This is a genomic window from Aeromonas sp. XH, from assembly GCF_033348475.1.
Classification (GTDB): Bacteria; Pseudomonadota; Gammaproteobacteria; order Enterobacterales; family Aeromonadaceae; genus Aeromonas; species Aeromonas sanarellii.
In genome coordinates this window covers 1495634-1521033 of record NZ_CP137630.1, presented here as the reverse complement: position 1 = coordinate 1521033, position 25400 = coordinate 1495634, and the positions used below count along the sequence as shown (strand labels likewise).

19 protein-coding genes are annotated in these 25400 nt (G+C 62.6%); 8 read left to right on the top strand and 11 right to left on the bottom strand.

The window, feature by feature from the left end; translation table 11 throughout:
• Positions 1-28 precede the first annotated feature (28 nt).
• From R2B70_RS07250 to R2B70_RS07225, 6 genes are read right to left on the bottom strand one after another with little or no spacing between them, the layout of a single operon-like run.
• Positions 29-2131: a 6-hydroxymethylpterin diphosphokinase MptE-like protein gene (locus R2B70_RS07250; RefSeq protein WP_318162993.1), complete on the bottom strand. Its 2103-nt coding sequence runs from the start codon at positions 2129-2131 to the stop codon at positions 29-31.
• Entirely contained in the window at positions 2131-2457 is a 327-nt protein-coding gene (locus R2B70_RS07245; protein WP_318162992.1) for a hypothetical protein, read from the bottom strand. Before R2B70_RS07245 ends, R2B70_RS07250 begins: the two co-directional genes overlap by 1 nt.
• The gene (gene fliS / locus R2B70_RS07240; protein WP_049636147.1) at positions 2454-2876 is read right to left on the bottom strand and encodes a flagellar export chaperone FliS; all 423 of its coding nucleotides are present in this window, start codon (positions 2874-2876) and stop codon (positions 2454-2456) included. Before fliS ends, R2B70_RS07245 begins: the two co-directional genes overlap by 4 nt.
• 20 nt (positions 2877-2896) lie before the next feature.
• A complete protein-coding gene (fliD, locus tag R2B70_RS07235) occupies positions 2897-4291 on the bottom strand; it encodes a flagellar filament capping protein FliD (protein WP_412055161.1) in 1395 nt (464 codons plus the stop codon).
• Positions 4292-4324: 33 nt separating this feature from the next.
• Positions 4325-4783: a flagellar protein FlaG gene (locus R2B70_RS07230; protein ID WP_245195830.1), complete on the bottom strand. Its 459-nt coding sequence runs from the start codon at positions 4781-4783 to the stop codon at positions 4325-4327.
• Between the two features lie 38 nt (positions 4784-4821).
• Positions 4822-5721, bottom strand: coding sequence for a flagellin (locus R2B70_RS07225; RefSeq protein WP_209791632.1), 900 nt, complete (start codon positions 5719-5721; stop codon positions 4822-4824).
• Between the two features lie 15 nt (positions 5722-5736).
• On the opposite strand from R2B70_RS07225, the gene R2B70_RS07220 reads away from it, so the two are divergent.
• Positions 5737-6033, top strand: a complete 297-nt coding sequence (locus R2B70_RS07220; RefSeq protein ID WP_318162990.1) for a hypothetical protein — start codon at positions 5737-5739, stop codon at positions 6031-6033.
• A 286-nt stretch (positions 6034-6319) separates the two neighbouring features.
• On the opposite strand, the gene R2B70_RS07215 is transcribed toward R2B70_RS07220, so the two are convergent.
• Together R2B70_RS07215 and R2B70_RS07210 are read right to left on the bottom strand one after the other, a co-directional pair.
• A complete protein-coding gene (locus R2B70_RS07215; protein WP_209791630.1) occupies positions 6320-7219 on the bottom strand; it encodes a flagellin in 900 nt (299 codons plus the stop codon).
• A 607-nt stretch (positions 7220-7826) separates the two neighbouring features.
• A complete protein-coding gene (locus R2B70_RS07210; RefSeq protein ID WP_318162989.1) occupies positions 7827-8726 on the bottom strand; it encodes a flagellin in 900 nt (299 codons plus the stop codon).
• A gap of 382 nt (positions 8727-9108) precedes the next feature.
• On the opposite strand from R2B70_RS07210, the gene R2B70_RS07205 reads away from it, so the two are divergent.
• Positions 9109-9741, top strand: a complete 633-nt coding sequence (locus tag R2B70_RS07205) for a trimeric intracellular cation channel family protein (protein WP_042075824.1) — start codon at positions 9109-9111, stop codon at positions 9739-9741.
• Between the two features lie 101 nt (positions 9742-9842).
• Positions 9843-10232, top strand: coding sequence for a hypothetical protein (locus tag R2B70_RS07200; RefSeq protein ID WP_069784665.1), 390 nt, complete (start codon positions 9843-9845; stop codon positions 10230-10232).
• 74 nt (positions 10233-10306) lie between these two features.
• Here the strand turns inward: R2B70_RS07200 and thiI are convergent, their stop codons facing one another.
• Positions 10307-11755, bottom strand: a complete 1449-nt coding sequence (gene thiI, locus R2B70_RS07195) for a tRNA uracil 4-sulfurtransferase ThiI (RefSeq protein ID WP_209791624.1) — start codon at positions 11753-11755, stop codon at positions 10307-10309.
• Positions 11756-11919: 164 nt separating this feature from the next.
• Between thiI and R2B70_RS07190 the strand changes: the two genes are divergently transcribed.
• Positions 11920-12879 carry a hypothetical protein gene (locus tag R2B70_RS07190; RefSeq protein WP_318162988.1) on the top strand — a complete coding sequence of 320 codons (960 nt, stop codon included), beginning with the start codon at positions 11920-11922 and terminating at the stop codon, positions 12877-12879.
• Positions 12880-12970: 91 nt separating this feature from the next.
• On the opposite strand, the gene pbpC is transcribed toward R2B70_RS07190, so the two are convergent.
• Positions 12971-15319 carry a penicillin-binding protein 1C gene (gene pbpC / locus R2B70_RS07185; RefSeq protein ID WP_318163325.1) on the bottom strand — a complete coding sequence of 783 codons (2349 nt, stop codon included), beginning with the start codon at positions 15317-15319 and terminating at the stop codon, positions 12971-12973.
• Entirely contained in the window at positions 15312-20159 is a 4848-nt protein-coding gene (locus tag R2B70_RS07180; RefSeq protein ID WP_318162987.1) for an alpha-2-macroglobulin, read from the bottom strand. The genes pbpC and R2B70_RS07180 overlap by 8 nt, the downstream gene beginning before the upstream one ends.
• Positions 20160-20719: 560 nt before the next feature.
• Here R2B70_RS07180 and R2B70_RS07175 point away from each other — a divergent pair.
• From R2B70_RS07175 to R2B70_RS07160, 4 genes are read left to right on the top strand one after another with little or no spacing between them, the layout of a single operon-like run.
• Positions 20720-21757 (top strand): AI-2E family transporter, encoded by a 1038-nt coding sequence (locus R2B70_RS07175; RefSeq protein ID WP_244462915.1) that lies wholly within the window; start codon positions 20720-20722, stop codon positions 21755-21757.
• A gap of 4 nt (positions 21758-21761) precedes the next feature.
• Complete coding sequence (locus R2B70_RS07170; protein ID WP_318162986.1) at positions 21762-23276, top strand: efflux transporter outer membrane subunit; 1515 nt, start codon at positions 21762-21764, stop codon at positions 23274-23276.
• On the top strand, positions 23269-24363 hold the full coding sequence (locus R2B70_RS07165; RefSeq protein WP_318162985.1) for an HlyD family secretion protein: 1095 nt from the start codon (positions 23269-23271) through the stop codon (positions 24361-24363). Before R2B70_RS07170 ends, R2B70_RS07165 begins: the two co-directional genes overlap by 8 nt.
• A gap of 8 nt (positions 24364-24371) precedes the next feature.
• The gene (locus R2B70_RS07160) at positions 24372-25400 is read left to right on the top strand and encodes a hypothetical protein (protein WP_318162984.1); all 1029 of its coding nucleotides are present in this window, start codon (positions 24372-24374) and stop codon (positions 25398-25400) included.

The window sequence follows — 25400 nt, the reverse complement described above, 5'->3', positions numbered from 1 at the left end:
GTCTCTCCCCACGTGCAGGGGCACAGGCTCAGCTGTTCACGGTTTTCTTTCTGAACAGCGCCATCACTTCGTTATCCACCATGTCGACGCTGTCGAGCGCCCTGGGATACATCTCCCTCGCCTTCTCCAGGAACTCCAGCCAGAGCTCGATGGCGGGCTTCATCAGGGCCAGCGTCTCCTCCTCTCCCTCAAACGAGTAGAGGATGGAGCTCAGCAGGGTGAACACATAGTTCATCGACCCCACCATGGTCTGGGAGATATGCTGCTGCCGTGTGACGGCAATCTGGCCAAGGTAGCCGAAGTTGCGCAGCATCAGCTGGTTCAACTCGTTGCGGGAGGAGAAGGGCTGCCGCCATTCCTCCATCATCTTGTCGATGAAGAGATTGAAGAACTCGACGTCGAGCAGCGAGGAGAAATCCTCCTTGGACAAGGGGATGGGGGCACAGAGCGCCGCAATCTCTCCGAGCAGGGCTCGCTTGTCGACAGGCTGGGAGAGGTGGATTTCGCCGCTCGGCAGGGCCCTGGCATGCGCGATCCTGGCCCCATCGCTGCAATTGAAGCAACGCACGTCGTCATTGTTCGCCAGAACCTGCTCCATCACGCGGCGGGAGGTATCGAACATGGCATTGCTGATGACGGTGCCGCCGAAGTTCCCCTCGCGTTGCCACAGGCTGTCGCCATACATCATCTCTCCCAGGGCGCCGGCACTCTCCTCATCGTTGTAGTAGGAACTGAGCCTGGAGTGATGGTGCCCCTTGTGCTTGTAGCCATTGTCCAGCCCGAAGAGATAGAGCTGCTTGAAGCCGAGGTGAATGGGGGCACTGATGCCGATATTGCCCACCAGAGGGTTGACCCCGCCAAGGGCGGCACAGGGCCTGAGGGAGGAGAAGTAGTTCTGGTACAGCACCACCCCGGGTTCGCTGAGCTTGAACGCCAGTGCCGACTGGTCGAACAGGGTGGCACAATCGGGATGGATGACGTCCGTACTCAGGAAGAGCACGTCACGCAAGTACTCGGGATCATCCAGGTTGACCAGGAAGTCATAGACGATCTTGGTCCGCTCGGTCTCGACATGGATATCCGGCTTGATCCCCACCCTGTGCAGGGCCGAGATGGCGCTGCCACACGAAACGATGATGGCCTTGTCCTTGTTCTCTGCGATCACCGAGATGGCGCCATCGAGGGAAGGGCCGTTGGCGACGATGAAGACAGGGACACGCTGGTATTTAGACGAGAGCCGCAGGTCTCTTTGCAAGAAGGGGACGCCACGTTCGATGTTGTTGATGGTGTGGGACAAGGCGATCAGGTTGTCGTCGAAGAACCCCCACCCCATCACCAGCAAATAGTGCTCCTGCTGCAGCCTCTCTATCAGTTTCTTGATCTTGTCGCTCTGATAGCCCCACATGATGAAGGCGTTGGCAACCAGGAAGGATCCTCGACTGTGAATGGCCGAGGCAAAGTCCTTGACAATGGTCTCTTCGTCCTGGCCCAGCAGGATGTGCAGACCCAGATTCTCCTGATGCAGGTAGCTCAGCAAGGGAGCCCAGTCGAAACAGAACAAGGAGCCGTAGAAGAGGTCCAGATCCGGCTCGAACAAAAACAGCGTGCCAATCTTGCAGCGCTCATAGAGATAGCCGAGGTGATACCCCAGCCCCACCCCGAAGACCAGGGCACTCGGCACCTCGCTGGGGACATGAGCCAGCAGCGCTTCCTTTGCAGAAATGTCGTCAAGATAGGCATTGAGCCTGTTGAGGTACTCGACGTGCATGAAACCGAGGGGGTTCGCCTCCTGGCTGAAGGAGAACTTGGACAGCCCCCCCTTCTCCATGAATTCGGTCACCAGGGTCTCGCAGATGAGGTAAGGCTCCTTGCCGTAGACGGCGACATCATCGTCGAGCCAGGCCAGATTGGGCTGACCATTCTCGTTGCAGAAAAACCGGAATGGACGGGCGGGTTGATAGTGCTCATACATGTCGGCGATATGGGGAATGTACTGGCGAAACGCCGCCATATTCTGTTCAAATCGCAGCGGCAAAGCCACCGCCATGGCCGCTTCCTGCTCCGCCTGCTGCCGAAGCCGCAGCGCTTCCTGCTCCGCTTTTATCAGGGCCGCATCAATATTGCCTGGCATCAGAACTCCTTGCTGTTCACGCGATAGGCCTGCCCGGCCTTGTTGGCTCTACCGACCAGAGTCAAGCGTTCGAAAATGGCGTGATGGTGGCTGGCGGCCAGGGCCTGCATGCTCTCTTCCTGAATGGACAATCTGCCAGCCAGCGCCACCGCGGCCGACCGTTGCGACGGCTCCCGGCCAACCAGTTGCATCAGGCTCTCTATCAATGCCAGCCGCTCATCCATGCACTGCAACGCCTCGTCATATTGCTGCTGTTGCAACAGCCCCTCCACCAGACGGGCATTCTCATTCAGTGCCTCTTCGAGGGCGGCGAGGGTGGCGCTCACAGCTCGCCCAACTGTTGTCTCATCTGGAATCCTTGCTGCTTTTCTGACTCCGGCAGTTGATCCCAACCGGACTTGATGGTCAGCATCAGTGTCATGACTTCTTCAAGGGGCGCGACATCACGGGTCAGGCTGGCGTCCCAGACACGTTCGTCCATATAGGCGTAGAGCCCATACAGGTCTTCAGCCATGGCGCCCTGGCTCATGTCCAGCGCATCCTGCAGACCGTGCAGCAACCCCTGGGCCTTGGAGACGGCGATGGATTTGGCCTCCATGTCGTTGCGCTCTATGGCTCCCTTGGCTTGCGCCAGACGTTCCAGGCAGCCCTGCATCATCAGCTGGATGACGCGATGAGGATCCGCCGTGGCCAGATCGGCGGCAAGGTTGCCCGCCGTATATGCTTTGATATTGCGTTTGTACATGTTTGAATTCTCTCGATCTATCAAGAGTTTTGATAATTCGTCTGCAAGGTCGCCAGTGCCGAGGCTGAGCTGTTCATCTTGACCAGCAGGGCATCCAGGCTGCCGTATTGAGCACGCAATGCCGCTTCATATTTCGCCAGTTGAGCATTGGCCGTCGCTGTTTTCTGGGTCAGCGCACGCAAATCCGAGTTCAGGACATCTTCCCGCTGTGCCAGCATGCCGCCACTCTTGGTGTACTCTTTCAGGCCGGTATTCAAGGTGGCCGCCAACCCCTTCTCCTCGCCAAAGAGCGTCACCACCTGATCGAAGTTCTTGTCGACCGCCTCACCGAACTTGGTCTTGTCCAGCGACAACTTGCCCTTGTTGTCCATCTTGATGCCGACTTCGAAGATGGTGGAATAGGTGCTGCTGTTCTGGGAAGGGCTGACCAGCAGATTGCTCATGAACGCGCTGATGGCACGGGTAGTGGAATCCCCCGCCAGGGCACCGCCATCGTCCTGCTTGACGCCGCCCACGAAGCTGTTGCGCTTGCCCAGACCATTCATCTTGTCCTGCAGGGTGTTGTAGCCATCCACGAACTGCTGGACAAGATCCTGAATGGATGTCTTGTCGGTGGTGATGTCCACCCTGTTGGCCTTGAGATCTCCGACACTGTCCTTGTCCGACACCCGCAACACGGTCACCTTGAGATCCTGAATGGAGTCGTCAAAGGTGTTGGTGTCGCTCTTGAGGACGTTGCCATCCACATTGATCTCGGCACTGCTGGCCGCCCGGGTCTGGCTCATGACGCCGCCGCCGGCCTCGAAGATGGCGAGTTCGGCGGTATTCCCGGTGATGGTCAGATCCTTGCCATCTCCCGAGATGCCGGAGTCTATCACCAGCTTGGCCTTGCCATCCGCCGTGTTGACGATGTTGGCACTGAGGCCGAAGTTGTCACCATTGCTGTTGATGCTCTTGCGAATGTCTTGCAGGGTATCGCCCGCTTTCACATCCACCTTGAAGGTCTTGTCGCCGGCCTGGAAGGTCAGTTGTCCATCCTGAGTGACCAGTGAGGTAGTGGAACTATCGAAAATCCCTTCCTGACGACTCGTTTCCGCCAACTTATTGACGATGATGTTGTATTGCCCATTGGAGGCGCCAGACTTGCTCTCCACCTTCAGCACAGGGTCATCCTTGCTCTGGGTGATGTTGATGGCGCGCTTGTTGAATGCGCCAGGCGCACTCAGTTTGTCGAGAATGTCGGTAAAGGCAGAGATGGAGGACTTCAGCTGACCTATGCCAGACAAGGTGATCTGGGTGCTGTTCTGCTTGGTAATGATCGGCTGTTGCAGCTGGGCTTTTTTCGCTGACACACTCGCCGAAATCACGCTCTCAAGATCGAGCCCAGACCCCGCCCCCGCAGAGGTAATTGCCATCACGTCCTCCTGTCTATCGACTTAAAAAATGGGTTACACCTGACCATCGAACAGCAGCCCTGAGAGGCTGGATACCGTGTTTCCCGATTGTTCCATGGACTGCAACCTCTTGCTAATCAAGAGCATCTCTTCGCTCGGGATCTGGCGGATCACCTGTTTGGTCTCCGCGTCTATCACCTTGATCACCGGCTGATCGAATTCGGGGATCAGGCTGAAATTGATCGTCCACCCTTTCATTTTGCTCAGGTTGTCCAATCTTTCTTGCAATTCTTGGGCCTGTTTTTCTATATCAGCCCTGTCGATACGCGGCTCTGCTGCCCTGATGTGTGTCAGCGGCGCCTGCGATACCTGGGCTGTCGACTCGACGCCTTTCTGCTCGACCACATCATGTCCACCCGAAACGGAGGGAGAAACAGGCATGGCGGCCTGGGGGCCGCCATGTTGAGTGAGCGTCGAAGTAACAGAAGCCATGGCTATCGATTCAGTGGCCATCTGCTGCTCCTCATATCAATGTCAAGGGTTGAACCGGTTTAACCCAGCAGCGACAGAGCCGACTGAGGACGTTGGTTGGCCTGAGCCAGAATGCTGGAAGCCGCCTGCTGCAGGATGTTCTGCTTGGTCATGTTCGCGGTTTCGGTCGCGAAGTCCGCATCGCGGATACGGGAACGCGCGGCACTGACGTTTTCCGAGATATTGGCCTGGTTGCGAATGGTGGAATCCAGACGGTTTTGTACCGCACCCAGCTCGGCACGCTTGCTGTCCACCACCCCCAGCATGGCATCGGCAGCGGCCAGCACCTGCTGAGCACCACTCTGAGTGCTGATGCTGATAGAACTGCCGGCGGCGAAAATCGCCGTGACGTTGATGGCTGTACCTATGACGGTACCTACATCCACTGTCGTGTTGGCCGCAGCCGCAATACCTGAGATGCTGAATCCGTCAGCCTGGGACAGGCTGAAGCCTATGGTCTGGTTGGCATCGGCACCCACCTGGAAACTGCCGCTGTAGTTGCCATCCAGCAGCTTGGTACCGGCGAAGGTAGTGTCCTTGGAGATACGGTTGATTTCGGACCCCAACTGATCCACCTCCTTCTGCAGGGCCTCGCGGTCCTTGGCGGAGTTGGAGCCGTTGGCAGATTGCTGCGCCAGGGTGCGCATGCGCTGCAGCATGCCGGTCACTTCATCCATGGCCCCTTCCGCGGTCTGCGCCAGGGAGATGCCGTCGTTGGCGTTGCGGTTGCCCTGATCCAGACCGTTGATCTGGGAGGTCAGACGGTTGGAGATCTGCAGCCCCGCCGCATCGTCCTTGGCGCTGTTGATGCGCAGGCCGGAGGCCAGGCGGGTGTAAGAGGTATCCAACGACTTGGTAGTGTTCATCAAGTTACGCTGGGCGTTCAATGATGAAGTGTTGGTGTTGATAAACATGGCCATAAAAGATTTCTCCTGATGAACAAGAAACTGCGGGCCCTGCTGGTGTCACATCGTCAGGATCCCACCGTTCAGATGGACAGATTGAACGGTCTGAACCATCTGGCGGGTCCTCTGTTTGAACGGACATCGAACCCGCAGTCGCGCAAATGCTGGATTTCCGAACACCCCACAATTTGCTTCATACCTTGTAACGGCAGCCTCATCGGAAGCTTTAGGAGATTTATTGCCGCCCCCGTCAACAAAGAGGCAAACAGCTTCCGCTCAGAAGATAAAGAGGACGAGCCAAGAGAGCCGTCCCGCAGTGGCCGATAGCCTTCTTGCATCACTTCCTGTCACAAAAGAGAGTTGGCGTATTTGATGCCAGAGAATTGTGTCGCCAGCTTTCTGGCGCCCACAAAAAAGCCGACAAAGGTCGGCCAGCATAGAACTTGGACTCAGAAAATCAGACTCGAGATCGGCCGCCTGGACAGCTGCCTCTCGAAACGGTATATCGTTGAAAAGACTCCCTTTCGATAGAACAAGGCGCACATACGAACGCCCCGTGGTTCCCGCTTTCTGAGCAGGGCGGCCTGAACGACCGCCCTGTTCTTTTGCCTGATTAACCCAGCAGTGACAGAGCCGACTGCGGGCGCTGGTTGGCCTGAGCCAGGATGCTGGAGGCCGCCTGCTGCAGGATGTTCTGCTTGGTCATGTTGGCGGTTTCGGTCGCGAAATCCGCATCGCGGATACGGGAACGAGCTGCCGATACGTTTTCCGAGATATTGGCCTGGTTGCGGATGGTGGAATCCAGACGGTTTTGCACCGCACCCAGTTCGGCACGCTTACTGTCAACTACGCCCAGCATGGAGTCGACGGCGGCCAGCACGTTCTGTGCGTTGCTCTGGCTGCTGATGCTGATACCACCGGCACTGCCCCCCACGAAGATGGCAGAAACCAGTACTGTCGCCCCGGTGGCCGTCGTAATCGATGTCGCGGCCGCGGCCGCGATCCCGGAGATACTGAAACCCGCAGATTGGTTCAGGCTGAAGCCGATGGTCTGGTTGGCATCGGCACCGACCTGGAAGCTGCCGGTGTAGCTGCCATCCAGCAGCTTGGTGCCTGCGAAGGTGGTATCGGTAGAAATGCGGTTGATCTCGGAGCCCAGCTGATCCACTTCCTTCTGCAGGGCCTCGCGGTCCTTGGCAGAGTTGGAGCCGTTGGCAGATTGCTGCGCCAGGGTACGCATGCGCTGCAGCATGCCGGTCACTTCGTCCATGGCCCCTTCAGCGGTCTGCGCCAGGGAGATGCCGTCGTTGGCGTTGCGGTTGCCCTGATCCAGACCGTTGACCTGGGAGGTCAGACGGTTGGAGATCTGCAGACCGGCCGCATCGTCCTTGGCGCTGTTGATGCGCAGGCCGGAGGCCAGACGGGTGTAAGAGGTATCCAACGACTTGGTGGTGTTCATCAAGTTACGCTGGGCGTTCAATGATGAAGTATTAGTATTGATAAACATGGCCATAAAAAAATTCTCCTGATGAACAAGAAACTGCGGGCCCTGCTTGTGTCGATGCACGGTCAGGATCCCACCGTTCAGGTGGACAGCTTGAACGGGTCTGTCTCACCTGGCGGGCCCTCTGTTTGAACGGACATCGGACCCGCAGTTGCGCAAATGTTGGATTTCCGAACACCCCCTCGATTTGCTTCACCTTCTGTAGCGGCCATCCCACCGGAAGCTTTAAGCAATTTATTCATCGCCATCAACAAAGTGGGATAGATCTCAGGCATCGCCAGAGTGCCGGCAGGAAAACCTCGTCAGAGCCCCTCTGACGTGGTGTCTGCCGGGCTGAACAATATAAGTTGGCATGGTTTGTGCTTTTACTTTGGTGTCGCCAGTTTTTCGGCGCCCATAAAAAAGGCCGACAATGTCGGCCAAAGAAGAGCTTACGCTCAGGAGAACAACCTCGGGGATGACAGAGTGAACGATCTGCGCAACACTCGAGGGGTATACCAATAAGAGAACTTCTCTTTCGATAGAACAAGGCGTAAATCCGAACACCCCATTGTTCCATCTTGTTTACCAGGGCGGCCTGAACAACCGCCCTTTTCTTTTTCTCACTCTGAACGTATTAACCTTGCAGCAGGGAGAGCGCGGACTGCGGGCGCTGGTTGGCCTGGGCCAGGATGCTGGAGGCCGCCTGTTGCAGGATGTTCTGCTTGGTCATGTTCGCGGTTTCGGTCGCGAAGTCCGCGTCACGGATACGGGAGCGCGCTGCACTGACGTTTTCCGAAATATTGGCCTGGTTGCGGATGGTGGAATCCAGGCGGTTCTGCACCGCACCCAGCTCGGCACGCTTGCTGTCAACCACCCCCAGCATGGAGTCGACGGCGGCCAGCACGTTCTGCGCGTTGCTCTGGCTGCTGATGCTGATGCCACCTGCACTACCACCGACGAAGATAGTAGAGATGCCGACGGCTGCGGCCGTGGTGGCAATGGTGGTGGCCGCCGCTGCTGCAATACCGGAGATGCTGAAGCCATCGGCCTGACTCAGGCTGAAGCCGATGGTCTGATTGGCATCCGCACCGACCTGGAAGGTACCGCTAAAGGAGCCATCCAGCAGTTTGGTGCCCGCGAAGGTGGTCGCGGTGGAGATGCGGTTGATCTCGGCACCCAGTTGATCCACTTCCTTCTGCAGGGCCTCGCGGTCCTTGGCGGAGTTGGAGCCGTTGGCAGATTGCTGGGCCAGGGTACGCATGCGCTGCAGCATGCCGGTCACTTCGTCCATCGCCCCTTCAGCAGTCTGCGCCAGGGAGATGCCGTCGTTGGCGTTGCGGTTACCCTGGTCCAGGCCGTTGACCTGGGAGGTCAGACGGTTGGAGATCTGCAGACCTGCCGCATCGTCCTTGGCGCTGTTGATGCGCAGGCCGGAGGCCAGACGGGTGTAAGAGGTGTCCAGGGATTTGGTGCTGTTCATCATGTTACGCTGGGCGTTGAGCGATGAAACGTTGGTATTGATATAAAGACTCATGATTTTTCTCCTAAGCTATTAAAATTTATCTTTAATTCACTCAGGCTTTCTTTTGTTTTGTGCCTGATATGTTTAGTTAACGGCGTCTTTTCGTGAGACTTTAATTTCTTTTTTCTACTTTTAAGGCAGTAATCGCCGCCTAACCTATATATCGGCCCCTATTCCCCACTCTTGAGAAAAAAATCGGAGTTTTTTGCCATGGTGCGCTGCACACCCACGAGCAGAGGCCCGGGCCTCGCACCAGACATGGCGTTGTGGTCACTCTCCACCCGTTTCCCAGAAACCGGCGCTGGCTCCCACTTTTGCACTCCCGCATTGCTCATCCCCACGGCTTGCCCCTAAAATCGCCGCCCCATCATCTATTGGACGTGAGTTGTTCTCCATGCAGACTCTGGTTGAGCAGATCGTTTACATCAGCGACATGTTTGGTACTGCGGTATTCGCGTTTTCGGGGGTCCTGGTGGCGGGTCGTCTCAGAATGGACGGCTTTGGCGTCATGGTGCTGGCCGCGGTCACCGCCATCGGTGGCGGCACCATCCGCGACATGATCCTGGGGGCCACCCCCGTCTTCTGGGTTCGCGACCCTCTCTATATCTGGGTGGTGATCGCCACGGCCCTCGTCGGCATGTGGATGGTCAAGTTGCCTCGCCGCATGCCCTGGTATGTACTGCCGGTGGCGGACGCCTTCGGTCTCGCACTCTTTACCGTGATCGGCGCCCAGAAGGCGCTCAATTTCGGCACACCCGGGCTCATTGCGGTGATCATGGGGACCATGACAGGCGTCGCGGGCGGCATGATCCGGGACGTGCTGGCCCGGGAGGTGCCCATGGTGCTGCAAAAGGAGATCTACGCCACCGCCTGCATCCTGGGGGGCATCCTCTATACCCTGTCGCTGGAAGTGGGAGTGGACAGGGTGAGCGCCATGCTCATCAGCATGCTGGGGGTATTCGGCCTGCGGGTGGCGGCCATCTACTGGCATCTCTCCCTGCCCACCTTCTCGCTGCAGCGCAACTGAGGAACGCCGGAGTGGGCGAGATCCCATCCCGACAGGGACAAGATTGAACCAAGCCGGCTTTTCTGTTGTCATACAGGGGTCGTTTCAAGCCGGAATACCTCATGCAAAAACTTGGGCTCATTACCACGCTGACGCTGATGATGGTGGCGGCTCATGCGGGGGCACAGACCCTATTCGGGCGTCTGGCATCCACCCCGGTGCAGCAGTTCAACCAGCAGATCCGTCAGGCGAGCAGCAATCAGCAAGGCTGGGTCAACGACTATCGCGAGGTGGCTCGCCGCTTCGTGGGCCATGAAGACGTCCCCACCCGCATCCATGCCCAGCAGCTGGACAACGATCTCGTGCTTTCGGTGGCTCTCGATGGCCAGAGGAACGACATGCTCTATATCCTGACCCTGTTTCGCAGCAACAACCTGTGGCAGATGCGTCAGGCGGAGATGGGCTGGCGCTGCCAGGGCCAGGAGACCTTTACCCCGGTTCCCTGTCCCTGACCCTCTGCATCCATGGAAGTGAAATAAAAAATCCGGCGCCTTGGCCGGATTTTTTATGGGCGAGGGTCGACCGCTCAGGGACGATAGACCTTGACGTTGGCAAAGCCCTTCTCCTTGAGGTAAAGCGCCTGCAACTTGCTCATCACGCCGCGATCGCAGTAGAGCAGGTAGGTCTTCTCTTGCGGCAGATCGCCAAAGGCGGTGGCCAGCTTGAAGAAGGGGATGTGCAGCACCTCGCGCCCTTCCACCACCAGCGGCTTCTCGTCGTGCTCCTCCACGGAGCGGATATCCAGGATCACCTCGTCATCACCGGTCGCGGCCGTGGTCTCCACCTCCTGCACCTCGGCCGCGGTCTCCTCACCGATGCGGCGGATATCGAGGTAACGGGCCTCGGCCACCACCTTGTCCAGAATGGCGAAGTCGAAGTTGGCCTCTTCCGCCTCGATGCGGGAGAGCTCGGCCTTCACGGTCGGTTTCTTGGAGATGACGCCGCAATACTCCGGCATGGTCTCGGCGAACTCCAGGGTGCCGATGCGACGGGCTTCGCTGATGATGTCCGGCTTGTCCCAGGTGATGAGGGGGCGCAGGATCACCTTGTCGGTCACCCGGTCGATGACGTTCAGGTTGGTCAAGGTCTGGCTGGAGACCTGGCCCACGCACTCGCCGGTCACCAGGGCCGGGATCTGGAACTCGTCGGCCACCTTGGCGGCGGCGCGCATCATCATCCGCTTGAGCACCACCCCCATCTGACCGTTGTCGATCTTCTCAAGGATCTCGGCCACCACGGGCTCGAAGTCCACCGCAGTGAAACGCACCCGATGGGAAGAGCCGAAGCGGTTCCACAGGTGATAGGCCACCTGCTTGACGCCGATCTCGTGAGCCGCACCGCCCAGATTGAAGAAGCAGTAGTGCACGCGGCAGCCGCGCTTGATGAACTGGAAGGAGGCCACACCGGAGTCAAAACCGCCGGAGAGCAGGCTCAGCACATCTTCCTGAGTCGCGATGGGCATGCCGCTCAGGCCCTGATGGATGGCGCTGACGATGAAGAGCTCCTCGCCGTCGATCTCGAGGTTGATCTTCACGTCCGGGTTCTTGAGGCGCACGCCGTTGCTCACGCAGTGCTGGTTCAGGCCGCCACCCACGTAGCGCTCGATCTCCAGCGAAGAGAACTCGTGCTTCCCGTGGCGCTTGGCGCGCACGCAGAAGGTCTTGCCTTCGAGCTGGTCACCCCAGACGGCTTTCACCTGCTCGAAGATGTCGTGCAGGTCGGTAAACTTGCTGGCCTGCACCTCGAGGAAGGCCTGGATGCCGGGGATGCAGGCGAGCGCTTCGATGGCCTGCTCGCGGAACTGGTCGTTACGGGAGCTCACGATCAGCTTGTCCCAGTCCATCCGCACCCGGGCATCGTCGTCGAAGCGGCGCAGGACATTGCGGATGTTGCCCTGCAGTATCTTGATGAAGCGCTGGCGAACCGACTTGCTCTTGATGGTGATTTCCGGGAACAGCTTGATAATGAACTTCATGGTATTGACTCGGGTGGCCTCGATTTAAGGGCGCGAATTATATCAGAACTTTGTGGCCAGCGCCTACTGGATGAGCGGCCGCTCACATTCCCCCACGCAATGTTTGCCGCACCCTGGCCATCTTGCGTATATTCCCCAGCCTGCGCCCCGGCAACACGGCACCCATGAAAACCCATATCTACTACCCCGGCATGGAAGTGCGGGATGAACTCTGGCTCAAGTTTGCCCTGCTCTATCTGGAGCGGCTCGCCTTCGTCTTCACCGTCAGTGAAAAGAGCGGCCTCACCGCCCTGCTGGAGACCCTGCGCCGGCAGACCGACCTGCTGGCCGAACCGCCAGCACCCGCCTTCTTCGCCGCCATCACGCCCCAGATCGAGAACCAGATTGCCGGCCTGGTTGCCCCCGACTTCGTCCGCCACAAGGTGTTTGGCAACAAGGAGTTGATCGGTCGCTGGCGCACGCCGGCCAACCACGACTGCTTCTGTCCGGCCCAGGCGGGGCTGGAGCGGCTGCACGGCTTTTGTCTGGCTCACGGTTTTGCCAGTCTGGAAGAGGGCGGGTTCAGGATGGCGCGCCGCTTTGCCAACCTGCTCTCCATGCGCCTCGCCCGCGAGTGGGCACTCGCCAATGAGGGGGCCTTGATTACGGATCACGACTATCTGGACCGGCTGCTGCACCTGCTCGAATCCCGCTATCACAACAGAGGCGGCCAGGATTGCTTCCACCTCGAGATCCCGCTGCGAGTGCCCGCCAACTTAAGCGAGATCCCCATTGCAGAGCTTATTGCCCTGCGCGGGCGCAGCGGTTTTCGCCAACAGCTGGCCGAGTTCCATCAGGCCCTCGACGCCCTGCTCGCCATGCTGGGCAGCGGCTACGCCGAGCCCGCCGTGCTGACCCGTTTCGAGCAGGCACAGCAGGGGCTCAACCCGCTGCTGGGGCCCGAGACGGTCAGCCTGCCGCTCACCACCCTGATCAGCACCAGCCTGTCCGCCATGGCGATGATCCACCGCCTCAAGGCGAGCCACCCGGACAGCCCCCTGGTGTTTCACCCCATCAAAAAGAGCCACTTCCACCAGCGCAAGAGTCAGCACTTCTTCACCCGACTGGGCCAGGTCAAGCCCTGAGCCGGTCGGCGCCCAGCCGAAGGTGGATAACCCCTGGCATCGGAGCCATCCCCGATGCCGTCAATATTCTGGCGCCTGCCATGGAGCCTCCTCAGGAGGGGTTTTCCAGCCGAAACTCGATGCGATCGCTGTTACCCGCCTCGTCCACCACCACCAGCTGGTAGCGACCGGCCTCACTCAACACCTGATCCCCGTCCCAGCGCAGCCGCTGGCCGTTGAGAAACCAGGCCGGCTTGCCAACGCCCCCCAGCACCCTGGGCTGCAACCGGTAGCGCTGGCTGCGGATAAGATTGCCCTCCCCCAGCGCCAGGATGCGAATGGGGGCCTGCAGCTCGGCGCTCTGCCCCTCCCCCGCGCAGCCGCTGGCAAGCAGCGCCTGACGCCGCTCGCCGGGCGTGCGCCACGGCTCCAGCGACAGCGGCCACAGGGCCCGAAAACCGGATTGCGCCGCATCCTGGCAACGGGTCAGCGTCGGCTTGCCGTCGGCAGTGAGCGCGACCTGGCGCAGCGGCGAGGGCCAATCCATGGGATCCGGCAAGGTGGGAGGATCGCGCCCTTCCAGCAACCAGGCGCTCTGGCGCTGCAGACAGGCCTCTGGCAGGGTCGCACTGGCCTTGCGCCCCAGCGGCCAGCAGATCTCCGCTTCGCTGACCGTATTGGGCTGCATCGGCAGAGGGCTGTTGTCGGCCAGCCGCGAGTAGACCGAGAGCAGCAGCGGCACCGCCGCACTCTGGCCGTAAAAGCCGGGCATAGGGGTTCCGTCGGGGCGCCCCAGCCAGACACCGATAGTCCAGCGACCGGAGACCCCCATCGCCCAGCTGTCGCGATAGCCGTAGCTGGTGCCGGTCTTCCAGGCTAGTCGGTTGACCCTGCCGGTCGCTTCACTGGCAAAGGGCTGATCAGCCCGCCCCTGCGCGCTCAATATCTGCCAGATGATCCAGGCCGCCCCCGGACTCAGCAAGGGGCGCGACACCGCTCGCTGCCCCGCCAGCCAGACCGGCATGGCCACCTGCCCCTGCCGGGTCAGCGAGCTGTAGAGCGCCACCAGCTGCTCGAGCCGAATGCCCGCCGCCCCCAGCGCTATGGCCGGATTGGGTTTGTCGGAGAGCGCCAGCCGCACCCCGGCGTTGTCGAGGCGGCTGACCAGCTTGTCGGGCCCGAGCGCCTCCAGCACCTGCACCGCCGGTACGTTGAGGGATTGCTGCAGCGCCTGAGCAAGGGTCACCGGCCCCTGAAAGGCGCCGGAAAAGTTGGCGGGGCGATAATCCGAGCCCAGCCTCGGTGCATCGGAAAGCAGGGAGGCCGAGTGCGCCAATCCTTCGTCCATGGCCAGACCGTAGATAAAGGGCTTGAGGGTGGAGCCGGGAGAGCGGATTGCCTGCACCATGTCGAGATAACCGTGGCGGCGCAAATTGCCATACTCGGCGCTGCCCACATAGGCGCGCACCGCCATGGTTTTGTTGTCTACCAAGAGCAACGCCGCTGAGGTCTGCTCGGGGAAGCGACGGATATAGCTCGCCACCCGTCCCTCCAGCCAGCGCTGCAGATCGCCGTCGATAGTGGTGTGCACCAGCGCCCCCGCCTGATGGTCGGCGGCGAGGCGGGCAAAGAGCGGCGCCTCCATCGGCGTGAAGTGACCGCGAGCCAGCACCGGCTCGATGCGCCCCTCCAGCCACGCCTGTTCGGGCCAGACGCCTTGCGCCACTAACCGCTGCATCACCTTGTCGCGGGCGGTGCGGGCTCGCTCGGGGTGGCGATCCGGCCGGTTGCGGCTGGGGGCCTGCGGCAGCACCGCCAACAGCGCCGCCTCGGCATAAGTCAGCTTGGCTGCGCTCTTGCCGAGATAGGCAAAACTGGCCGCCTGCACCCCCTCCAGATTGCCGCCAAAGGGCGCCCGGTTGAGGTAGACGGTGAGCAAGGTGCGCTTGTCATAGTGCCACTCCAGCTGCAGCGCGCGCACCATCTGACGCAGCTTGCCGGGCACACTCCTGTGGTAGGGCTCGATAAGGCGGGCCACCTGCATGGTGAGGGTCGAACCGCCCGACACGGCGCGCCCGTAACGCAGCCACTGCCAGATCCCGCGCACCATGGCCACCGGATTGACCCCGGGGTGGCGCCAGAAGTAACGATCCTCGTAGCCAAGCAGCGCCTCGATATAGCGTGGGGAGACCTGCTCCAGGGTCACGGGGTAGCGCCACACCCCGCTGGTATCGGCAAAGGCGCGCAGTGGCCGCCTCTTCATGTCGAGCACCACCCGCGCATAGGCCGGGTCGAGTGGCGGCGGCGGGAAAATGCGATCCAGCGCAAGCAATAAAAGGAGCAGTGCGACAACGCCCAGCACAGAGACACGCAGCCAGCGTGGCAGACGGCCAAGCCAGCGCCAGCCACGCTGCCAGAAAGTGAGCGGGCGAACCCGCTCAAGGGAGGGAACGTTACTCAGAGATGATCACCTCATGGATATCCTCACCCACAGCCCGCAGCTCGGGCCGGTACATATCCTCCACCTGGGTCGGCGGCACCTGATAGCGACCCGGCGTCACCGCCCGCATCAGGTAGACCAGCTGCTGGTTGCTCCCCTCGCTCAGATCCAGCGCCGCCGTGTAGCGGTCGTCGCGAAACTCCTGATGCTTGAGATAGTCGTTCCACTCGCTCTGCCACGCCGGTTTCCCCTCGATGGAGAGCTCTTCCAGCTTGATGCTGTTGCCAAGGGCCGGGTTCTCCAGCTCGAAGCCAGCGGGCACCATCTCCACCAGCAGGGCATCGGGCACCGCCGACTCGCTGCTGACATTGAGCCGCACCACCACCAGATCGCCGACCTTCACCTTGGCGGGATCAAACGGCTGACCGTCGCTGTTGAACCAGCTGCGGGTCACGCTTATCCCCTGACTCAACCTGGTAGGAGCCTGCTCGGGGTAACCGCTCAAGGTGCGCTGCACATAGAGCGAGCCCTTGCCCTCGTTGGTGACGGTGCTCGCCGCCAGTGCCTCGAGGGTGCCCTGCTGCAGCGGAGCCGAACCGCTCAGGGATTCACTGCCAAGAGAGGAAGCCACCTTGGCCTGCCAGTCGACAGCCGGATCGAAGCGGGCGAGTCGCAACAGGGCGAGCCGCTCCTGGGGGCTGAGCCACTGACGGTGGGCCAGGGTATCGGCCACCTTGGCGCTGAGATCAGGCCAGCGCTCCGCAGCCAGCTTGTGCTGGCGCAGCAGGGAGAGCTCAAGAGCCTGATCGCGCAGCGGCGAGCCGTAATCCCCGAGATAGTCGTCCCCGCGCTCGGTCGCCAATGCCCGGCTGAGGGCCTTGGCGGCGTTCTGCTCATCCCCCATGGCCGAGAGGGCCAGCGAGAGGTGCAAGAGCGGCAAACCGGAGCGGGCGTGATCGGCCTGCTGCTCCCAGATAAGACGCAGGGTAGCGAGCGGCGCCTTGCCCACCCGGGCCAGCACATAGGCGCTGTAGGCCTGATAGGCCAGCCGGCTGTGCTCGGGGGCACTGCTCCAGCGCTCACCGTACTGACTGTCGGTGAGATAGATCTGCAGCCGGTTCAGCGCCTGATTGAGCATTGCCTCCGGCACTGCGTCTCCGGCCTCCTTGCGCGCCAGCAGGTAGTCGGCGGCATAGGCGGTGAGCCACTGCTCCTCGTCGGAGCGACCATCCCACAGACCAAAGCCGCCGCTTGGCAGTTGCAACCGCTGCAGCCGTTGCAGCAGGGCGCGTTGCACGTCCACCTCGCTCGCCGCTTTCTTGCCCTCTGCGGGTTTGCTCCATGCGATGCGCTCATCCGCCGTGGTCAGCAAGTAAGGCCAGGCACGGGACAAGGTCTGCTCCAGACAGGCGTAGGGATAGTCGGCCAGCGCCTGCCACTGGGCTGCCGGATCCCAGGGCGGGGTGCCGGAGAGGCTGAGCAGCCCCTGCAGGTTGGCGCGATCCAGCCCGGCCAGCTCAGCTGGCGCAAAGCTCATCTGCTGGCCGGGGGCCAGCATCTGATAGTGTTGGCGAGTCTCGGCCGGCCAGGGGGAGCGCAGCGGCAGAGCCCAGTCGCGACTTATCGCAAAATCCTTGCCGCTGGCAGCCAACTGCAGGCTCGCCACACCGCTCGCCCCGGTCACGGTGAGCGGCAGGCTCAGCCACTGCTCTTCGCCATTTTTCAGGGAAAGGGTGCCGGGCAGCTCGCCGTTTGCCTTGAGCCCGCCATTCAGGGTCCAGGCCAGGGAGAGGGTCTGATCCTCACCGCTCATGTTGCGCAGCTGTACCAGCGCCCGGGTCTCATCCCCTCTGGCGCCAAAGCGCGGCCAGCCAATTTCGGCCACCAAGGGCGCCACTACCTTGACGGCGCGCTCGGCCTCACCGACCTGTTGTTCGTTCCAGGCCAGCGCCATCAGCGCCAACTCGCCGTTGAAGTTGGGCAAGTCGAGCGGGATCACCGCCTTGCCCTGCCCGTCAAAACTCACCTCGCCGCTCCAGAGCGCTGCCACTTCGACCCGGCTCTCCAGCGCGCCGCCCTTTTTCAGCGGCGCCCGGTCCCCCCCGTAGTTGAGGCGGGCCAGCTTGCCATCCTGCGGCGGGATCACCTGGCCGTAGTTGTCGAACAAATCTTGGGAGAAGCGCTTGCGACCAAAGAAGATCTCGAACGGGTCGAGGGGCTGGTAGTCGCTGATATTGAGCACGCCCCGATCCACCGCGGCCAGCACCACGCGGCCCTGACTGTTGGGGGTGGAGGTGGCGGTTACTTCCAGCCGGGTGAGCGGCACCGCTTTTTCAGGTGCGCTCAGGGTGAGCGGCAGACGGCGCGCTTCCCGGTCCAGGGTGAGCGGCACCAGACCGACCGAGCGCAGACTTTGTCCCTGCTGGCTACTGACCGGCTTGGAGGCGCTGTCTGGCGCGGCGATCTGGGCCGAAATGTGCAGATCGTGGCGCTGCCACTCGGGGCTGATCGGGATCTCGAACTCGCCGCGGGCATCCTTGGCATCGCCACCGGCACCCTTGAGCTCGATACGCTGCCACCAGCGCAGGCCGTCACCATCTTCCACCAGCAGCAACCCCTTGCCGGGGCGCGGGGCCACCAGGGTCACTTTGGCCTTATCGCCCGCCTGATAGGCGCGCTTGTCGAGGGTGATGGCAATCTTGTCAGGCCGCGCCTGCTCGCCACCGCCGCCCCAGGCGTAACTGCCGATCTCAACCCGCAGGCTCGATTGATGGCCCTGACTGTTCTCCACCTCGAGGCGATACCAGCCCGCCGCCAGTTGCAAACTGAGGGGGGTCGGCCCCTTGCCATCCAGCTGCAGGGTCTGCTCCTGCTCCAGGTAGGGCTGGCTGTTGAATTCGTACTTCCACCCCTCGCCATCGGCGTAGTGCCAGTAGTAGTCGCGGTACTCGTTGATAAGGCGCACCTTCACCGCCCCCGCCACCGGCTGCCCTTTGTCATCGAGGTTGAGGATCTGGAAGGGGAGCGGCTTGCCCCCTTCCACCCGATCCGCCACGAAGTCGGCCTTGAGCGCCGGCCACTGGCTGCCCGCGGGCCAGCCATACTGGGTACGGCTGCGATTGACGGCGCGGCCACCGGGCTCGGAGAGCGACACCCGATAGGCCACCTCCAGCGGCCCGAGGGCGCGCACTCCATCGAGCTCATCAGCAAGCGAAAAAGTCCCCAGCCCCTGCGCATCGAGGGTGAGACTCCGCGGCTCAAGATCCCTGGCCTGCTCGGCGAGCAGCACGTCACCCAGAGTGAACTCCTGCCACTGGGTAAAGGGCATGGTGGCGCGGCTGATTTTCACCTCCGCCTTGGCCTTGGTGGCGCTTGCTGGCGCACCGTAGAGATAGTCCCCTTGCAGCGGCAGGGTGAGGGCAGCGTCCAGACTCGTCACTTCGCCATCCGGCCCCTTGCCAAGCTGCAGTTTCAGCCGCTCCGGCAAGAACTCCTCCACCAGAAAAGGCCACTCGAAGCGACTACCAGCGGCGGTCTTGAGGTTGATGGTCCAGCGCCCGAGCGGCGCATCATCCGGCAAACGCAGGCCGTAGTGGGCCGCGCCCAAATTGTCCGGCAGCAGCCGTTTCTGTTCGAGCAGCTGGCCGTCCGGCTGTTTCACCTCCAGCTCTACCGCCATCCCTGGCAGCAGCTGGCCATCCTGCCCCTTGAGCAGGATCTCGCTGTCGAGCCGCTCGCCGGGACGATAAAGGTCGCGCCCGCTAAAGAGATACAACTGCTGGGCCTGCCAGGGCTGGGTGCCGAGATCGAAGGTGGAGAGATCGAGCGCAGCCCCATCGAGGCGCAGCACCGCCAGATGGTTGCCCTGTTCGGCCAGCAGCAAGCGAGCCCCCTGCACCTGATCGAAGCGGCGATGGCCCTGCGGATCGGTGATTTGCACCTGCAGCCGGTTGCCTTTCTCGTCGAGCAGGGAGAGCTGCACATCCTTGAGGGGGTCGGCGCTGGCCAGGGAGCTGACAAACACCTCCAGCTGATTGCGGTAACGGCGGGCACTGAGCCCCATGTCGCTCACCGCGAAATAGGTGGTCTCCTTGCGCCAGTCGTAGTTGCCAAGGGGGGACATCACCGCAAAGTAGACGCCAGCCTCCGCCAGCTGCGGCTCCTTCACATTGATGAGGCGGGTCTCGCGCCGGTTGGCATCGAGCTCCAGCGCATAGCGGCCGCTGAACACCCGCTTGGCCCGCTTGGTGATCTGCTCAAGCTCCCAGTTGCCCATGCCGGCACCGGGGCGATACTCGGCCAGGAAACGGGGCAGGTATTCCGCATCGACCCGGAAGAAGTCGATATTGACCTCATCCACGTTGACCGCGCTGATAGGCAGGCGCAGCTCATCGCGCAGCGGCAATACCATACCGCTGGCGGTAAACGAAGCCCCCGCCTCCAGCGGCCGGGTCTTGAGAGTCCAACTCCGGGGGGATGGGCCCAGCCCCGCCTTGAGGCTCACTTCATAGCTCTTGTCGGGCTGAACGTTCGGGAAATAGAGGGTGCGGCCATCGTCGGCCAGGATCCACTCCCCCTGCACCTGCTTGCCCCCCTCGCTGACCGCAAGCCAGCTCTGCCAGTTCGCCTTGGGGGTCAGGGGGCCGGAGAAGACCAGCGCCAGCGCCGGGGCATCCCGATACTGGCGGGCATTGGCCTGCACCACGGAGGCGGGCGCCCCCGCCTCCTGCCGGGCCATCGGTTCTGTCGTCGGCACCTGGCTGGCAGGCTTGTCGGGACCGCAACCGGCCAGCAGCAGAGCGACCAATCCGGCCAACAACCAGGCGAAACGAGTGACAGGGCAGGGCTTGAAGGGGCGCATAGGTTCCATCCCGGGTTGAATCGCCGCCAGTGCGGCGCAGGAGCCAATAGGATAAAGCGTCACTCCCGGGAACACCAAATGCCTTGTCACGCCGAACCTGCTGGCGGATGCCTTCCCTCCCGGCACATATATTGTTCGCCGGCAGGATGGCCATCAGATTCATTCGGGGTTAGGATTCTGATTGATATTTTATATATGCGAACTCGTCCTGGTTTTCTGAACGCAGGCTAAACTGGTAACCATTGTTAGCTTGTGCGTCTCGGGGACATAAATTATTCTCTGGCCTAGCCACTCTCGGCGCGCCAATCAACCAAATATCAAGTAGTTAAGTATTTTTTAAACATTCAACATCTGTGCCGTAAATATCGTGCAGATGAGTTCAATGTGTCCCCCACACGTTGGCAATGGTTTTATTTATTACTGCGCACTCCATGCTTGCTGACCCTGGGTTCATGCCGGGTCAGCATGGTCGTGCATCCATCCCCCGTTGGAGTCATACCAGAATGGAAAATAACGATCTGTCCATTGTCGAAAAGAGATTGGTTGCCAGATTCCTGGATATGTTCATCAAGTTCGGCCTGATCCTGGCGCTGGGCTCGTTCTGCTTTACCGTGTTCTCCCCCTTCATGAACATGATGCTGTGGGCCCTGATCCTGGCGGTCACCCTCTATCCCCTCCACCAGCGCTTCGCCGCCCGACTGGGGGGAAAACAGGGCAAGGCGTCCACCCTGCTGGTCCTGCTGGGCATCCTGCTGATCGTGGCCCCCACCGTCGCCATGCTCGGCTCCCTGGGTGACAGCGTCAGCGCCCTGGTCGACAAGGTGAACAACAACACCCTGGTGATCCCGGCGCCTTCCGCCGAGGTCGCCAGCATCCCGCTGATCGGTGCCAAGCTGCACGCCTTCTGGACCAAGGCCTCGGTGGATCTGCCGAGCCTCCTCATCAGCTACAAGCCGCAGCTCGGGGAGATAGCCAAACAGGTCGTCGGCATGCTCGCCAGCATGGGCGGCGGCCTGCTGGGCTTCGTCGCCTCCTTCATCGTGGCCGGCATCATCATGGCCTGGGGGGCGCCGGGTGCCATCAGCGCCGAGCGCATCGCCATGCGCATCACCGATGAGCGCAAGGGCCTCGCCCTGACCAAGCTGTGCACCAGCACCATCCGGGCCGTGGCCCAGGGGGTCATCGGGGTGGCCTTCATCCAGGCCCTGCTGGCCGGCGTCATCATGTCGCTCGCCGGGATCCCGGCGGTCGGCATCTTCTTCGTCCTGGCGCTGATCCTGGGGATTGCCCAGGTCCCCGTCATCCTGGTCACGGGTCCGGCCATCGCCTACATGTGGATGTCGGGGGATCACGGCACCCTGCTCAACGTCATCTACTCAGTGCTGCTGGTTGTAGCCGGCATGGCCGACAACGTGCTCAAGCCGCTGCTGCTGGGGCGTGGCGTCGATGCGCCCATGCCGGTAGTGCTGCTGGGGGCCCTGGGCGGCATGGCCACCAATGGCATCCTCGGCATGTTCATCGGTGCCACCCTGCTCTCCATCGGCTATCGCATCTTCATGGCCTGGGTCAACGACGGTCTGGCCAACGCGGAAAAATAACCCCATGGCCGACGCACTTCCTCTCCTTCGCCCCCTGCTTGCAGGGGGCGCCTGCCTGCTGCTCGGCGCCTGTACCCTGCTCGGGCCCGACTATCAGGCCCCCGGCGTCGAGGAGATGGCCAACTGGCACAGCGCCACCGAGGGTCAGCAGGCGGTGACGGCGACCGACTACCGCCGATGGTGGGACAGCTTGCACGATCCCGTGCTGAGCGCCTTGGTGGAGGAGGCCTTCCTCAAGAACCCGGACGTGCGGATCGCCGGCCTGCGGATCCTCGAGGCCCAGGCCCAGCTCGACATTGCCGAGAGCCTGCTCGGCCCCCAGGCGACGGTGGGGACGGCGGAATTCCTCCAGGCAGGTCAGACCCGCAACGGCCACAGCAGCGCGGGCAGCAGCTACGGCGCCGGCTTCAACCTCGGCTGGGAGCTCGACTTCTGGGGCAAGTTCCAGCGCGGAGTCGAGGCGGCGGATGCCAGCTATTTCGCGACCCTGGCCCAGTATGACGACATCCAGGTGTTGATGGCGGCCCAGGTGGCCCAGCTCTATGTGAGCATCCGTACCCTGGAGGCCAGGCTGCACATTGCCCGGGAGAATGCCCGCATCCAGCGGCGCAGCCTCGAGATCACCGAGCGGCTGTTCAAGAGCGGCAACAGCGCCGAGCTGGACGTGCAGCAGGCCAGGACCCAGTACCTGGGCACCCTGTCCGGCATTCCCCAGCTCGAGACCAGCCTGCGCCAGAGCCAGAACGCCCTCTCCACCCTGCTCGCCCGCTCCCCGGGTCCCCTGCCCGAGATGGCGCAGGGCACGGGGGCCATTCCCGAAGGGGAGCTGGCGCTGGTCACCGAGATGCCCGCGGATCTGCTGCGCCGCCGTCCCGACGTGCGGGTGGCGGAGCGTCAGCTGGCCGCCCAGTCGGCCCTCATCGGGGTGGCCGAGAGCGAGCTCTACCCCTCCATCACCCTGCTCGGCACCCTGGGAGTCAATGCCAGCGGCGGGGAGAGTGGCACCTTCTCCTGGGCCGTCGGGCCGTCGCTCAGCTGGAACCTGCTGGATCAGGGACGGCTCGGCAACCAGATCCTGGTGCAGGACGCCCGCTTCCAGCAGCTTCACGAACGCTACCGCGACAGCGTGTTCAAGGCCGCCCGCGAGGTGGATGACGCGGCCGTGGCCTATGCCAACGGCCAGGAGGAGATCGCCCTGCTGACCCAGACCGGCGAGGCCGCCCGCCGCGCCCTGGCGATCGCCAACACCCAGTATCGCGAGGGGATGGCGGATTTTCAGCGGGTCCTCGACTCCCAGCGCGCCCTGTTCAGCCAGCAGGAGCGACTGGTCAACAGCCGCGGCGCCCGGATGCGCGACCTCATCACGCTCTACAAGGCTCTCGGCGGCGGCTGGGAACAGGGGCGCTCCCGCCCCCTGGTCACCCCGGAGGTGGAGGCCCAGCTGCGCCAGCGCGCCGACTGGGCTCCCCTGCTCGACGCCGCCCGCCCCATGACACAAAAGGCAAGTGCCCATGACTGACAACACCGCCTCTCCCGGCCAGGCCAGCCGCCGGGCCACCCTAGGACTGCTGGGACTCATTCTCCTGCTGCTCGGCTGGTATCTGCTGGCCGACCGGCTGACCCCCTACAGCTCCCAGGCCCGCGTGCAGGCCTTCGTGGTCCCTATCGCCGCCGAGGTGTCCGGCCAGATCCAGAAGGTCCATGTGCGCGACAATCAGGATGTGGAGGCCGGCGCCCCCCTGTTCGAGATCGATCCCGAGCCCTATGACATCGCCCTGGCCAAGGCCAGATCCGACTACCAGACGGTACTGAGCGGCGTCAAGGCGAACAACGAAGGGATCAAGGCGGCCGAGGCGGCCCTGATGGCCATGCGCGCCGCCTATGACAACGCGGCCAAGGATGCCGAACGCCAGGAGCGGCTCTATCGCGAGGATCCGGGGGCCATCTCGGTGCGCCGCCTCGAGGTGGCCCAGGCCAGCCGCGAGACGGCCAAAAGCCAGGTGGCGGCGGCCGAGGCCGACGTCCGGCGCGCCATCGAGGCGGCCGGGGCGAGCGGCGAGGACAACTCCCAGCTGCTCAGCGCCCGCTCGGCGGTGCACAAGGCCGAGCTGGATCGCCAGAACACCCGCGTGGTGGCGCCGGGCCGCGGCCTTGTCACCGACTTGAGCACGGATGCGGGCCAGTTTATCGGGGCTGGCGCCCCGGCCATGACCCTGATCGCCATCCACGACGTCTGGGTATCGGCCGATCTGACGGAGAACAACCTCGGCAACATCCGGTCGGGAGACAGGGTTTCCATCCTGCTGGACAGCCTGCCGGGCCGCCTGTACGAAGGCGAGGTGCGCAGCATCGGCTACGGGGTGGGTGACGGCAAGAGCCAGCCTGCCGGCACGCTGCCGACCGTGGACAACAACCGCGACTGGCTGCGCCAGGCCCAGCGCTTCCCGGTCAAGATCGCCTTCAAGGCCGACGACTTCCCCCCGGTCGAGGCGCTGCGGGTCGGCGGTCAGGCCGACGTGCTGGTCTACACCGGCGAGCGCGGGCCGATGCACTGGCTGGGGGGGCTCTACATCCGGCTGATGAGCCTCTTCTCCTTCCTCTATTGAGGCACCTCATGGAACAGGCTGACCAGGCGGTACTGCGCATTGGCACGGGCATCGGGCTCGCGACGGGGATCTGTTACGGCCTGGCCCTGCCCATGCCCCACCTCGGCGTCATCATGGCCTGGGTGGTGCTGTGCCGACCCGGCGAGCCCCTGGCGCTGAAGAAGGGGCTGGTCGGCGGGCTCCTGTTGCTGGGGATCATGGTCTCCGGCGTGCTGCTGGTGCCACTGCTGACCCACTATGCCCTGGCCGGCGTGCTGCTGGTCGCCCTGTCGCTCCATCTGTTGATGCAGCTGGGGATGGCCGGCAAGGGGGGGGCCGCCATGCTGCTCATCATGGCCATCACGGTGATCCCGGTGGCCGGTCTCATCGAGCAGTCCCTTGCCATCGCCATCGCCCAGATGATGGCCGTGGGGATCCTGGTGGGCACCCTGGTCAACCGGCTGGCGCACGCCCTCTTCCCTCCCCCGCCAGCGACGGGCACGGCCGCCAGACCGGCCCCACGGCCCCCCGAGCATCCCGAGCGGCTGGCGCTGCGGGCCGTGGCCATCGTATTGCCGGTGTGGCTGCTGGCCCTCGGCAATCCGGCGTTCTACATCCCCGCCGTCATGAAGACGGTGGCCCTGGCCCAGCAGAGCACCTCCCTCAATGCCAGGCAGGCGGGCCAGGAGCTGGTGCTCTCGACCCTGGCAGGCGCCCTGCTGGCGTTCGCGCTCTGGATGGGGCTCAGCCTCTGGCCCTCCCTGCTGATGCTGGTGCTGATGCTGATGCTGATGACCCTCTGGCTGGCGCGGCGGCTGGTGCCCCTGGTGGCCAGCCGCTTCCCGCCCTCGTTCTGGAGCAACGCCTGGATCACGGCCCTCATCCTGCTCGGGCCCGCCATCGAGGACAGCGCCACCGGCAAGGATGTCTGGCTCGCGGCCGCCATGCGCTGCGGCCTCTACCTCTTGGTGGCCGGCTACGGCTGGCTCTGTATCTTGCTGCTCGAACAGTGGTGGCCGGTCGGCCGCCCGCTGACGGAATCCCAGTTAGGAGAGTGA